Annotated in this window: 10 protein-coding genes; 4 read left to right on the top strand and 6 right to left on the bottom strand. The window is 70.9% G+C overall.

Annotated features, from left to right (window positions below):
- Positions 1-52: 52 nt before the first annotated feature.
- Positions 53-1,600, bottom strand: coding sequence for a glutamine-hydrolyzing GMP synthase (guaA, locus tag Actob_RS03550; RefSeq protein WP_284918578.1), 1,548 nt, complete (start codon positions 1,598-1,600; stop codon positions 53-55).
- Positions 1,601-1,728: 128 nt separating this feature from the next.
- On the bottom strand, positions 1,729-3,561 hold the full coding sequence (locus Actob_RS03545) for a S8 family serine peptidase (protein ID WP_284918577.1): 1,833 nt from the start codon (positions 3,559-3,561) through the stop codon (positions 1,729-1,731).
- Positions 3,562-3,707: 146 nt separating this feature from the next.
- Here Actob_RS03545 and Actob_RS03540 point away from each other — a divergent pair, with 146 nt between their 5' ends.
- Complete coding sequence (locus Actob_RS03540; RefSeq protein WP_284918576.1) at positions 3,708-4,820, top strand: LCP family protein; 1,113 nt, start codon at positions 3,708-3,710, stop codon at positions 4,818-4,820.
- Between the two features lie 27 nt (positions 4,821-4,847).
- Positions 4,848-6,239 carry a M1 family metallopeptidase gene (locus Actob_RS03535; RefSeq protein WP_284918575.1) on the top strand — a complete coding sequence of 464 codons (1,392 nt, stop codon included), beginning with the start codon at positions 4,848-4,850 and terminating at the stop codon, positions 6,237-6,239.
- 371 nt (positions 6,240-6,610) lie between these two features.
- Here Actob_RS03535 and Actob_RS03530 read toward each other — a convergent pair whose 3' ends face one another.
- Positions 6,611-7,732 carry a GuaB3 family IMP dehydrogenase-related protein gene (locus tag Actob_RS03530; protein ID WP_284918574.1) on the bottom strand — a complete coding sequence of 374 codons (1,122 nt, stop codon included), beginning with the start codon at positions 7,730-7,732 and terminating at the stop codon, positions 6,611-6,613.
- 55 nt (positions 7,733-7,787) lie between these two features.
- Positions 7,788-9,275 carry an IMP dehydrogenase gene (guaB, locus tag Actob_RS03525; protein WP_284918573.1) on the bottom strand — a complete coding sequence of 496 codons (1,488 nt, stop codon included), beginning with the start codon at positions 9,273-9,275 and terminating at the stop codon, positions 7,788-7,790.
- A 119-nt stretch (positions 9,276-9,394) separates the two neighbouring features.
- Here guaB and Actob_RS03520 point away from each other — a divergent pair, with 119 nt between their 5' ends.
- Positions 9,395-9,793, top strand: coding sequence for a DUF5319 domain-containing protein (locus Actob_RS03520; protein WP_284922223.1), 399 nt, complete (start codon positions 9,395-9,397; stop codon positions 9,791-9,793).
- 490 nt (positions 9,794-10,283) lie between these two features.
- Here Actob_RS03520 and Actob_RS03515 read toward each other — a convergent pair whose 3' ends face one another.
- Positions 10,284-11,129: a response regulator transcription factor gene (locus Actob_RS03515; protein ID WP_284918572.1), complete on the bottom strand. Its 846-nt coding sequence runs from the start codon at positions 11,127-11,129 to the stop codon at positions 10,284-10,286.
- Between the two features lie 232 nt (positions 11,130-11,361).
- On the opposite strand from Actob_RS03515, the gene Actob_RS03510 reads away from it, so the two are divergent.
- Positions 11,362-11,748 (top strand): WhiB family transcriptional regulator, encoded by a 387-nt coding sequence (locus Actob_RS03510; protein WP_221325578.1) that lies wholly within the window; start codon positions 11,362-11,364, stop codon positions 11,746-11,748.
- A gap of 159 nt (positions 11,749-11,907) precedes the next feature.
- On the opposite strand, the gene Actob_RS03505 is transcribed toward Actob_RS03510, so the two are convergent.
- On the bottom strand, positions 11,908-13,473 hold the full coding sequence (locus tag Actob_RS03505) for a molybdopterin-dependent oxidoreductase (protein WP_284918571.1): 1,566 nt from the start codon (positions 13,471-13,473) through the stop codon (positions 11,908-11,910).
- Positions 13,474-13,489: the final 16 nt, after the last annotated feature.

Genomic DNA, 13,489 nt, shown 5'->3' with positions numbered 1-13,489 from the left:
CGCAGCTCAGGGCGGATTTAGCCGCCCTGGGCGATTGATCCACTACTGGCCGTCACTCCCACTCGATGGTGCCCGGCGGCTTGCTCGTGACGTCCAGCACCACCCGGTTGATCTCGCGGACCTCGTTGGTGATCCGGTTCGAGATCTTGGCGATCAGGTCGTACGGCAGCCGCGACCAGTCGGCGGTCATCGCGTCCTCGGAGGAGACCGGCCGCAGCACCACCGGATGCCCGTAGGTGCGGCCGTCGCCCTGCACGCCGACGCTGCGCACGTCGGCCAGCAGCACCACCGGGAACTGCCAGACGTCGCGGTCCAGGCCGGCGGCGGTGAGCTCGTCGCGGGCGATCAGATCGGCCTGGCGCAGGATGTCCAGCCGCTCCCGGTCGACCGCGCCGATGATCCGGATGGCCAGGCCCGGACCGGGGAACGGGTGCCGCTGGACCATCGCCTCGGGCAGGCCGAGCGCGGCGCCCAGCGCGCGCACCTCGTCCTTGAACAGCGTGCGCAGCGGCTCGATCAGCGCGAACTGCAGGTCGTCGGGGAGGCCGCCGACGTTGTGGTGCGACTTGATGTTCGCGGTGCCGGTGCCGCCGCCGGACTCCACCACGTCCGGGTAGAGGGTGCCCTGCACCAGGAACTCGATGTGCCGCTCGGCGTCCAGGTCACGGGCCGCGGCCTCGAACGTCCGGATGAACTCGCGGCCGATGATCTTCCGCTTCTGCTCCGGGTCGGTGACGCCGGCCAGGTGGCCGAGGAACTGCTCCTCCGCGTCGACGACCACCAGGCGGATGCCGGTGGCGGCGATGTAGTCCTTCTCCACCTGCTCGCGCTCACCGGCGCGCAGCAGGCCGTGGTCGACGAAGACACAGGTGAGCTGGTCGCCGATGGCCTTGTGGACCAGGGCCGCGGCGACCGCCGAGTCGACACCGCCGGAGAGCGCGCAGAGCACCTGCTTGTCGCCGACCTGCTCGCGGATCAGGGCGACCTGGTCGTCGATGATGTTGCCGGGGGTCCAGGTGGGCTCGATGCCGGCGATGTCGTACAGGAACCGCTTGAGCATCTCCTGGCCCTGCTCGGTGTGCGCCACCTCGGGGTGGAACTGCACACCGGCACGCCTGGTCGTGACGTCCTCGAACGCGGCGACCGGGGCGCCCGGGGTGGACGCGGTGACCATGAAACCGGCCGGGGCGACCGAGACGCTGTCCCCGTGGCTCATCCAGACCGGCAGGTCGGTCGGCAGATCGCGGAGCAACGAGCCGCCCTGTGCGGTCAGCAGGGTCCGCCCGTACTCCCGGGAGCCGGTGTGCGCGACGGTGCCGCCGAGGGCCTGGGCCATCGCCTGGAAGCCGTAGCAGATGCCGAAGACCGGCACGTCGCTGTCGAACAGCCCGGCGTCGAGGACCGGCGCGCCCGGCTCGTAGACGCTTGACGGGCCGCCGGACAGGATGATCGCTGCGGGGTTTTTCGCCAGCATCTCGGCCACCGGCATCGAGTGCGGGACGATCTCGGAGTAGACGCGGGCCTCACGGACCCGGCGGGCGATCAACTGGGCGTACTGGGCGCCGAAGTCGACGACGAGGACGGGACGCGGGGTACTCACCCGGCGAGTTTACCGACGGTGGCCTGGCCCGAATGCGCTGAGGGGCCGGTCGTCACCGACCGGCCCCGCAAACCATCACACACCGCGCGGATTCCCCCGCCCGGATCGGAACACGACGTCGCGCTGGGTCAGGCGCGGGTGTACGTACGGATGGAACTCGTCGTGTAGTTGCCCGCCCGGTCGTACACGCGGACCTTGACCTTCATGGTCTTCTTCTGCTTGCTGACCTTGAAGGTCAGCTTGTAGGCGGCGCTGTAGTCGGTCGCCACCACCTTGCCGTTGACCAGCAGCTGCACCTTGCTGATCCCGGAGGCGTCGCTGGCCTTGGCCTTGACCGTGACGGTGCCCTTGACCTTCTTCTTGTTCTTCGGCCAACTGGTCACCGACAGCTTCGGCTTGATGTTGTCGGCGATCACCGTGCGGGTGCCGGACCAGGTGTAGTTACCGGCCTTGTCCCACACCTTCAGCTGGACGCTGATCGGCCCGTTCTTGCCCGCGGTGTTCAGTTTCGGCGCGAACGACGGGCCGGAGTAGGACCAGCTGTGGTACCTGCCGTTCACGTAGAGCTGCACGCCCCGGATACCGGCCCAGTTGTCCTTGAGGCCGACCGGCGTGATCGGGACCGAGCCGTGCACCCGGGCGTTCTGCGCCGGCGAGATCCCGCTGAGCGTCGGCTTGGTCCGGTCGGTGCCCTTGGTCAGCGCGGCGGCCGCATTGACCAGGCCGTACCGGGTCCAGCGGATGCCGGACTGGACGGCCGAGCTGGTGATCGCCTGCTGCAGGGACCACCCGGAGTACTCCGGGTGCGCCGACTTGATCAGACCGGCCACGCCGGCCACCAGCGGCGACGAGAACGACGTGCCCCGCACCATGTACTTGCCCCGGTAGAGGCACCGGCTGTCGGTGGTGCCGTTGTAGCAGTACCAGGGGGTGCCCCGGCCCTTGCTCAGCATGCCGGCCGTGATGGCCGGCGCCGCGACGTCCACCCAGTTGTCCCGGCTGCTGGAGTAGTTGGAGAAGTAGACCCGGTTGTTGCCGCCCTGCACGGTGTCGGTGCCGCCGACCGCGAGCACGTCCGGGAGCGCCGCCGGATAGGAGCGGCGGGTGGTGTCCTCGTTGCCGGCCGCGGCCACCACGAGCACGCCGCGGCCGTTGGCGTAGGCGACCGCCCTGGCCAGCACCGGGTCGTTCTCGAAACCGCCGAGCGACAGGTTGATGATCTGCGCGCCGTTGTCGACCGCGTAGATGACGCCCTGGGCGATGTCCGAGTCGTAGCCGGAACCGTCCGGGCCCATCACCCGGACCGGCAGGATCTGGCACTGCCAGCAGACGCCGGCCAGGCCGCTGCCGTTGTTGCTGGCGCCGGCGATCAGCGAGGCGACCACGGTGCCGTGCGGGAAGCTCCCGGTGTCCGTGGGGTCGTCGTCGTAGTTGAAGAAGTCGAAACCGGGCAGCAGCTTGTCCCGCAGGTCGCCGACCTGGTTCACGCCGCTGTCCACCACTGCCACGGTGACCCGGTCCGAGCCGGTGGTGGTCTGCCACGCGTCCGGCACCTTGATCTGCCCGAGCTCGGGCTGGTGGTGCTGCGCGTACAGGGTGTCGTTCGGAGTGACGACGGCGCTGAGGTGCCGCTGGACGTCCACCTGCGCGAACTCGACAGCCGGGTCACGCCGCAGCGCCGCGAGGGTGCTCTGCACCTGGGCGGTCGGCACGCTGAGGGATTTCGCCCCGAGGCCGGACAGCAGCGAGCTGCGCGCGTGGCCTTGCGCCTCGGCGCCCTGCAGGCCCAGGCCGGCGAGCGTGGCCATCCGGGCACTGGCGTCGTAGCCGGGCTTGAGCCCGACCAGGAGCCGGACCGGAAGGGTGTCCGCCGCGCTGGCCGTGCCGGCGATACCACCGGCGGCCGTGATCAGAGCAGCGGAGAGAAGTCCGACGGTCCACCGCCGGGCTTTACGGTTCATGAGTTGGAGCCTCCCCGTGGGCGACCGCCGCGAACCGGCGAATCGCCCGGCCAGAGTACTGGTGATCTTGCATTTCGCAATACCTCTTCCAGTTGGCGAGATATCGAGGCATTGAGCACCACACAGGTGTCATCTAGGGTTCCGCTATGCGGAACAGCAAGATCACGTGGGCAGTGATCGCCGGGGTGGTCATCGCGGTGCTCGCCGGCGTCGGCGTGGCGATCGCGGTCAATCGCGGCTCCGGCGAACCGGCGGCGGCACCGACCGGCCCGGCCACGCCGAGCGGCTCGGCGCCGGTGCTGGAGAACACACCCCGCCCGTCGGCGTCCGCGGCGCCCTCCCCCGGCGCGGACATCACCGGCCCGCTGGACCTGCTGCTGGTCGGCGTGGACACCCGGGTCACCATCCCGGACTGGCAGACCCACTCCGACGCGATCATGCTGTTGCACGTGGAACCGGGCCTGAAGTCCGGTTACCTCTACTCGCTCCCCCGCGACCTGCGGGTGCGGATCCCGGCGTTCAAGAAGTCCGGGTTCGCCGGCGGCACGCACAAGATCACCGAGGCGATGGCCTACGGCTCCCGGGTGCCCGGGAAGAAGACCAGGAACATCCCGAACGGGTACGAGCTGCTGGCCAGGTCGGTCAGCGCCTACACCGGGGTCAGGACGATCCAGGCCGGCGCCATCCTCAACTTCGGCGGCCTGGACAAACTGGTCGACAAGCTCGGCGGGATCGACCTCACCATCGACCAGAAGGTGAAGTCGAAACACCGCCAGCCGAACGGCAAGCCGCGCAAGCTGTCCGGCCACGACTACGTCGGCCCGCAGGCGGTCTACCTGCCCGGCAAGCGACACCTGACCGGGTGGCAGGCCATCGATTACGCCCGGCAGCGGTACGGCCTGCCGAACGGTGACTACGACCGGCAGCGGCACCAGCGGCAACTGGTCAAGGCGATCCTCGGCAAGGCGCTCGCGGAGAACCTCAGCGACCCGGCCCGGCTGCAGACGCTGATCACCGCGCTGGGCAGGACGCTGGTCACGGTGGGCGGGCGGCGTCCGGTGGAGTACGCGTACGCCCTGCGCGACCTGCGGCCGGCCGGCATCACCATGGTCCAGCTGGACGGCAGCGGCGTGGGCAGCGGCAGTGGCTACCTGGGCGAGCAGCTCAACGCGGAGGCCCGCGGGTTCCTCAAGGCGGTCGCCACGGGCAAGATCGCCGCGTACCTGAAGGCGCACCCGAAACTGGTCAACAAGGGCTGACCGGCCCGGCCGTCATAACCTCGGCGTATGACACGACGGGGTTCGCTGCCGCTGCTCGCCCTCCTGCTGGTCGCCGCGGGCTGCGCCCCGGACGCCGCGCCGGGGTTCGAGCCCGGTGCGGACGGGGCCGGCGACCCGTACTTCCCCCGGTACGGCAACGGCGGCTACGACGTCGCCGGGTACGACCTCGACCTGCGCTACGACCCGAAGGCCGGGCGGCTCGGCGGCCGGGCGACGATCACCGCGACGGCCACTCAGGACCTGTCCCGGCTGAACTTCGACCTGGCCCACCTGAGCGCGTCAGGCGTCACCGTCGACGGCGCGGCGGCGACCAGCCGGGCCGACGGCAACGAGCTGGTGATCACGCCGGCTGCCGGGATCCCCAGCGGCCGGCGGTTCACCGTCGTGGTCGACTACGCCGGCATCCCCGACCAGGTGGAGAACAAGGCGCTCGGCAACGGTGGCTGGATCCGGACCGGCGACGGCGGCGGCATCGCGCTCGGCCAGCCGGAATCGGCCAGCACCTGGTACCCGGTGAACGACCACCCGTCCGACAAGGCCACCCTCACCCTGGCGATGACGGTCCCGGACGGGCTGCAAGTGATCAGCAACGGGGTGCCCGGGCCGCGGGCCACCAAGGACGGCTGGACCACCTGGCGGTGGACCGAGAGCGCGCCGATGGCCAGTTACCTCTCCACCGTGGTGATCGGCAAGTACCGGATCAGCACCAGCACCCACGACGGCAAGCCGATGATCATCGCGGTGCCCGAGTCGATGCCGGCGACCGGCGCGGCGGCCCGGTCGCTGGCGATGACCGGGCAGATCACCGACTATCTGGCGAGCGTCTTCGGCCCCTACCCGTTCGACGCGAACGGCGGGGTGGTGGTCACCGACAGCCGGATCGGGTACGCCCTGGAGACCCAGTCCCGCCCGGTGTACGGGCCCAGCTTCTTCGCCCGCGGCGAGACGAACCCCGGGGTGGTCGCGCACGAGCTGGCCCACCAGTGGTTCGGCGACAGCGTGGCGCTGCACCGGTGGGCGGACATCTGGCTGAACGAGGGGTTCGCGACGTACGCCGAGTGGCTGTGGACCGAGCACGCGGGCGGGCAGAGCGCGCAGCGGCGGTTCGAGCAGTCGTACGCCTCGACCGACTGGCGGCAGCCGGCCGGCGACCCCGGACCGGAGCGGCTCTTCGGCGCGGCGGTCTACGAGCGCGGGGCGCTGACCGTGCACGCGCTGCGCAGGACGATCGGCGACGACGCGTTCTTCCGCCTGCTCAAGACCTGGACCAGCGAACACCGCGACGGCAACGCGGACACCGCCGCGATGATCGCCACCGCCGAACGCCTGTCCGGGAAGAACCTCGACACGTTCTTCCAGACCTGGCTCTACGGCGACAAAATGCCCCCAGCCCCCTAACCACCAGAACGCCGCCACCAACCAGGCAGGCACCCCGCCGCCCCACACCGGCAAACCGCCGCCGCCAAGACCGGCGCCCCCGCCCCACACCCGGCAAAACGCCGCGCCGCCGCCAAGGCAGGCCCCTTCCGACCCCACGAGACCTGCTGCCCCCGCAGCCCCGCAAAACGCCGCCGGTGACGAGGCAAGTGATTCTCCGACGCCCGCGGGGTTTGCGGGTGGCGGAGAATCGCCTGCCTCGTCACCGGTTACAAGGCGTTTTGCCGCGGAGCGCAGCGGAGCCAGCCAGCTCAGCTTTGCCGCGGAGCGCAGCGAAGCCAGCCAGCTCAGCTTTGCCGCGGAGCGCAGCGAAGCCAGCCAGCTCTGCTAACTCAGCTCCGGTCGAGGACCAGCGCGACCTTCTGGAATTCCTTCACGTCCCGGTACCCGCACTTGGCCATCGCCCGCCGCAGACCGCCGAACAGGTTCAGCTGCCCGTCCGGCCGGTCCGCCGGGCCGTAGAGCAGCTGCTCCAGCGTCCCGTCGGGCTCGCCGGCGATGCAGAACCCGCCGCGCGGCAGAGCGGGGTGGCTGGCCGCCGAGTGCCACCAGGCACCGCCGGCCGGCGCGCCCTCGGCCAGCGAGAGCGGCTCGCCGAGCATCACCGCGTCGGCGCCGCAGCCGATCGCCTTGGCGATGTCGCCGGAGGTGGCGATGCCGCCGTCGGCGATCAGGTGCACGTAACGCCCACCGGTCTCGTCCAGGTAGTCCCGGCGGGCCGCTGCCGCGTCGGCGATGGCGGTGGCCATCGGCACCCGGATGCCGAGCACCGTGTCGGTGGTCGACCACTCGTCGGCGCCCACGCCGACGATCACGCCGGCCGCGCCGGTCCGCATCAGGTGCAGGGCGGTCTTGTAGTCGGTGCAGCCGCCGACGATGACCGGCAGGTCCAGGTCGGCGATGAACTCCTTGAGGTTCAGCGGCTCGTCGGTGGTGGAGACGTGCTCCGCCGAGACCAGGGTGCCCTGGATGACCAGCAGGTCCACGCCGGCGTCCAGGATCACCGGGGCGAGCGCCAGGGTGTGCTGCGGGGACACCCGGACCGCCACTGTCACGCCGCCCTCGCGGATCTGGCGGACCCGCTCACCGATCAGCTCCGGCTTGATCGGCTCGGCGTACACCTCCTGGAGCCGCTTGGTGGCGTCCGCCTCCTCGTCCAGCGAGGCCAGCTCCTCGAGGATCTTGGTGGGGTCCTCGTAACGCGTCCACAGGCCCTCGGCGTTGAGCACGCCCAGGCCGCCGAGGCGGCCCAGGGCGATCACCGAGTCCGGGCTCTGGGTGGCATCCGACGGATGCGCGACGCAGGGGATCTTGAACGGGTACGCGTCGAGCTTCCACTCCGTCGAGACGTCGTCGACGTCCCGGGTCCGGCGGCTCGGCACGATCGCGATGTCGTCCAGGTGGTATCCGCGCTGAGCGGTCTTACCGAGGCCGATCTCCACTACGTCACGCATGATTGGGATGCCTTCAGTTCCTTTTTAGGGTGGCGGGCGGGGTGCTGGGAAGGCTTTAGCGGGAGTGGTAGTTGGGAGCCTCGACCGTCATCTGGATGTCGTGCGGGTGGGACTCCTTGAGCCCGGCCGCCGTGATCCGGATGAGCTGTCCCCGCTCCTGAAGATCGGGAATGGTCTCCGCGCCCACGTAGCCCATGGCCGCGCGCAACCCGCCGATGAGCTGGTGCGCCACCCTGGACAGAGGACCACGATAGGGCACCTGACCCTCGACGCCCTCGGGTACCAGCTTGTCCTCGTTCACATCCTGCTGGAAATAGCGGTCCTTGGAGTACGACTTGGCCTGACCGCGGGACTGCATCGCGCCGAGCGAACCCATCCCCCGGTACGACTTGAACTGCTTCCCGTTCACGAAGATCAGCTCGCCGGGGCTCTCCTCGGAGCCGGCCAGCAGGCTGCCCAGCATCACCGTGCTGGCCCCGGCCACGATCGCCTTGGCGATGTCGCCGCTGTACTGGATGCCGCCGTCGCCGATCACCGGGACGCCGGCCGGCGCGCAGGCCCGGGACGCCTCCATGATCGCGGTGATCTGCGGCACCCCGACGCCCGCGACGATCCGGGTGGTGCAGATCGCGCCCGGGCCGACGCCCACCTTCACCGCGTCGGCGCCCGCCTCGACCAGGGCCTTGGCGCCCGCGTAGGTCGCCACGTTGCCACCGACGATGTCGATGGCGACGTCCTTCTTCAGCCGGGCGACCATCTCCAGCACGGCACGCTGGTGGCCGTGCGCGGTGTCCACGATGACCACGTCGACACCGGCGTCGACCAGGGCGCGGGCCCGCTTGTAGGAGTCGTCGCCGACGCCGACCGCAGCCGCCACCCGCAGCCGGCCGTGCGCGTCCTTGGCCGCGTGCGGGTACTGCTCGGACTTGGTGAAGTCCTTCACGGTGATCAGGCCGCGCAGGTGACCGCCCTCGTCGACCAGCGGAAGTTTCTCCACCTTGTGCTTGCTGAGCAGGGCCAGCGCCTCGTCCTTGGAGACACCGACCGGGGCGGTGATCAGCGGCGCCTTGGTCATCACGTCGCGGACCTTGGCGTCCAGGTCGCTGACGAAGCGCATGTCCCGGTTGGTGACGATGCCGACCAGCACGCCCTGCCCGTCGACCACCGGGGCGCCGGAGATCCGGTACCGCCCGCACAGCGCGTCGACCTGGCGCAGGGTGTCGTCGGGGCCGCAGGTGATCGGGTTGGTGATCATGCCGGACTCGGACCGTTTCACCAGGTCGACCTGGGCGGCCTGGTCCTCCACCGAGAGGTTGCGGTGCAGCACGCCGATGCCGCCCTGCCGGGCCATCGCGATCGCCATCCGCGCCTCGGTGACGGTGTCCATCCCCGCCGACAACAGCGGGATGGACAGCTCGACGTTGCGAGTCAGTCGCGTCACCGTGTTGACCCGGCTGGGCACCACGTCGGACTCGCCGGGCTGCAACAGCACGTCGTCGAAAGTCAGACCGAGGGGAACAGTGCGAGCGCTGTCAGTTTCCACAGATCATCCCTAGAGAAGAGGCGGAGTTCATCATCCTACCCATCCCACAGGTGGCACCCGGGCGGCGGACAGAACGTGCGGGCCAGCACACCCGCCGATGAGGTGAGTACGGTATGGGGGTGCAAGAAGAGCCGATCGACCCGTTCAACGGCGACCCCGCCGACCCGGCCGCGGAACTCGACGACCTCAACGAGGACGCCGAGACCGAGCCGCTGTCCGAGGACGAGCGGCAGGACGTGCTGGAGGACCTCTCCGACCTGGAGATCTACCAGGCCCTGCTGAGCCCTACCGGCATCCGCGGCCTGGTCATCGAGTGCGAGGACTGTCACGAGCCGCACTACTTCGACTGGGACCTGCTCCGCGGCAACCTGCGCCACCTGCTGAGCAGCGGCCGCCCACGGGTGCACGAGCCGGCCTACGATCCGGACCCGGACCACTACGTCACCTGGGAGTATGCCCGCGGTTACGCGGACGGCGTCCACGACACCCTCACCGAGGGCAACGACGACGAGAGCTGACCCCGGTCGCGGCCGTCCGCCGCCTCCCGGTCCGCGTGCGCCCCGGTCGCGCCCGATTTCCGGTACGCCACGAGCCCGCCCACCGCGCCATCCGCTCCGTCCCCGCCCCGGCCCACGACGGCGTCCGGTCCCGGAGTGCGCCAGGTACGTCGCGACCCCCACGATTCCAGGGCCGGCACGTCACAGCCGCCCGGAGTCTCGGCGTCGGCGGATCGCGACCACCACGGTTCGGTCCGGCAGCCCGTCACCACACCCGGGTTTCGGGGTTGGCGGGTCGTGACCACCCACGGGCGTCGCCCTGGAGGGCCGGGCGTTCGGGACGCGCCAGCGTCCTGCCCGGCCCGGAAGGGTCCCTGGCGGGAGCGACGATCAGTGATCAGCGCGGATCCGAGTCAGCAAGCTCTTGATCTTGAAAGATCGTGAAGCTGGTCGCCCGAGACGAATGATCTCCCGATGACGCGGGGGCGGAAACCCGCCCCCGCGTCATCGGTCAGGCGACCAGTCCCGCCCGGAAGCCGGCGGCCACCGCGTGGGCGCGGTCGCGGGCGCCCAGCTTGCGGAACAGGCGACGGGCGTGCGTCTTGACCGTGTCCTCGGAGACGAACAGCTCACGGCCGATCTCCGCGTTGCTCTTGCCGTCGGCCATGCCGCGCAGCACCTGCAACTCGCGCTCGGTGAGCGTGAGCCGCCGGCCGGCCGGCTGAGCATCGCCCATGCCGACTCCCTCGTTGCCCGGCCAGGCCACCATCGGCCGGCCGGTCGCCGGGTCGATGGGTGCGTCGCCGCGCTGCGCCGGCACCATCGGTGAGTTCGGCAGCATGGCCGGCACCGCCGCCGCGTTCGGCGCGCCCATGCCCATCCCGTCGCGATACTGCCCGCGGGCCGCCGGCGAGTTGTTGTTGCGCATCGCACCGGCCACCCCGGCCGGCTGGGCGTTCGCCCCGTTGATCGGCATGCCCTGCGGGCGGACCGGCAACAGGAGCAGGAGCAGCGCCTTGGCGACGACGCTGACCAGGTCGTGTTCCACGCCGCGGATCACGCCGCGGGCGCCGGCGGCGACGGTCGCCGCCGCCACCCGGGGATCCTCAGCCCCGAAGAGCACCACTTGGGCCTGCGGGGCGCGGGCGAGCACGCGCCGGGTGAAGCCGACGCTGTCGGGTCGGGTAACGGCGGTGTCGGCCAGGACCACTTCGGCCGGCCGTTCCGCCAGTCGGATCATGGCCTCGGTCTCGCTGACCGCGGTCCGGACGACGCCGGTCATGCCGAGCCGGGCCGCGGTGGACGCGACGGTCTGGGCCGCCAGCGGGGTTCGGACGCACACGAGGACGGTACGCACAGTGATCCTCCTTCTCTCTCAGAGGAGATCACGCGAGGGCCGCAGCATTACGCGCTTTAGATGGAAAAAACGGGAAAGAAAGGTATGACTTGCCACCTCTTTGCCACACCGTCCGCAGAGACATCGACATGTTGCGTGTGAGCCGGCGATCGCCGGGGTACACCCGCGTGAGGCCTGTCGCCAGGCCCCCATGTCGACCACTCCGCGGTGCCGCGCGGTGAGGAGGGTGTTGATGTCGAACGTTCGCAGGCTGCCCGGCCCCATTGCCGACCTGTGGGACTGGCAGCGGCTCGGACTCTGCCGGGGCCGGGACAGTGCGCAGTTCTTCCACCCGGACGGCGAGCGCGGTTCGTCCCGCAATCGCCGCGAGGCCAAGGCCAAGACGATGTGCGGCGCGTGCCCGGTGCGAGCCGAGTGCGCCGCCCACGCCCTCGCGGTGCGCGAGCCGTACGGGGTATGGGGAGGGTTCAGCGAATCGGAGCGGCTGCGGCTGCTCGCGGTCGGCTGGGAGGATCTGGCCGATCGTCACGGACGGGTCGACCTGCTGCGCCTCGAGGCGCGCCTCGGCCGGCCCCACAAGTCTGCGGTACCCGCACAGAGGCAGGCACCAGCCGCCTGAGGGCGCCCGGCGCGCGGCATCACCACACGACTGGCGACACGGTCCTCCCCGGGGGGCCGTGTCGAGTGATTCAGCGGTTCTTCAACCGCATTGGTGGACATGCAACCCACCGTATGAGCGACTTGCGTTTTCGAGTCGGACCGAAAGTGCGGCTTTCGGCTAGCCGACGGCGACCGTCACCTGATGCCATCCGGTCGCCCCGTCCGGGGCCGGAGCGGCGGTCTCCGACGTCTGTGTGTAGCCGTCGAGATCGGTCGCCCGGACCCGCAGCACGTGCTTGCCCGGCGTCGCCTGCCAGGCGTGCGTCCACTGCCGCCAGGTGTCGTCGGAAACCGCCGGGGCCAGTGCCGCCGTCTCCCACGCACCGTCGTCCACCTGCACCTCGACCTTGGCGATCCCGCGGTGCTGCGCCCAGGCCACACCGGCCACCACCACCGGTCCGGGTTTGCGGGCGGCGCCGTCGCGGGGCGTGTCGATCCGTGACTGGGTCTTGATCGGTGCCTGCGCGGCCCAGCCCCGCGGCACCCAGTAGGCATCGAAGTCAGCGAATCGGGTCAACTCGATCTCGGTGATCCACTTGCACGCGGAGACGTAGCCGTACAGACCGGGAACGATCATCCGGACCGGAAAACCGTGATCGACCGGCAGCGGCTCGCCGTTCATCCCGATCGCCAGCAGCGCGTCCCGCCCGTCGCGCAGCACCGCCGTCGGCGTGCCGCAGGTCCAGCCGTCCCGGGACCGCTGGACCACCTGGTCTGCCCCGGGCAGCGGATCGGCCGCGTCGAGCAATGCCTTGATCGGCGTGCCCAGCCACAGCGCGTTGCCGATCAGGTCACCGCCCACCTCGTTGGAGACGCAGGCGATCGTCACGTAGCGCTCGATCATCGGCCGGCGCAGCAGCTCGGCCCAGGTGATGGTGATCGGGTTGCGGACCATCCCGTGAATCCGCAGGGTCCAGCCCGCCGGGTCCACCTGCGGGGTGATCAGAGCGGTGTCGATCCGGTAGAAGTCCTTGTTCGGCGTCACGTAGGGCACCGCGCCGGCAACCTGGGCGCCCGCCGGGACCGCCGGGACCGACTCGGCCGCCGACGGCAGCGCGACCGCGTCCCGGGCCTCGGTCACCGCGCCGCGCGAGGTCAGCCAACGCCCGGCCAGGCCGCCGCCGGCGGCGACCCCGGCCACGACCCCCAACTGTTTGAGGAACCGCCGCCGGGTCTCCGGTTCCTCCGGTCCGCCGGATGTCCGGTACGCCGTGGGCACCCGCTCTCCCGGCTGCTCGTCAGGTGTCAGCCCGATCAGGTGGCGGAGCACCGGCACGGCCAGCGCCGCACCGGCCAGTGCCGGGATCGCGGCACCCACCCCCGCGCCGGGGCGGGTCACCGCGGCCGCCGCGCCGATCACCCCGAACAGCGCGATCCCGCCCACCGCCACCGGCCACCGGCGCCGGGCCAGCACCCCGACGCCGAACGCGTAGAGGCCGAGAAGGATCGCCGTCCCGGTCAGCAGGGCGGTCTTGTCGTGCACCCCGAACACGGCGATGCCGGCGTCCTTGACGGCGGCCGGCACGTGGTCGACGACCACCCCGCCGACCGCCACCAGCGGCGCCGAGCGTGCCCCGGCGAAGACCGCCAGCAGCTCGGCCACGCCGAGCGCCACAGCGGCCGCCGCCACGCCGGCCAGCCCGTCCCGGATCGATGTCCTCACCAGGCCATCCTGCCTCGCCATCGGCGCGAACGCCGGG

Source organism: Actinoplanes oblitus, from assembly GCF_030252345.1.
Classification (GTDB): domain Bacteria; phylum Actinomycetota; class Actinomycetes; order Mycobacteriales; family Micromonosporaceae; genus Actinoplanes; species Actinoplanes oblitus.
The sequence above is the reverse complement of the archived record's forward strand: the minus strand, read 5'-3'. Positions and strand labels throughout refer to the sequence as shown.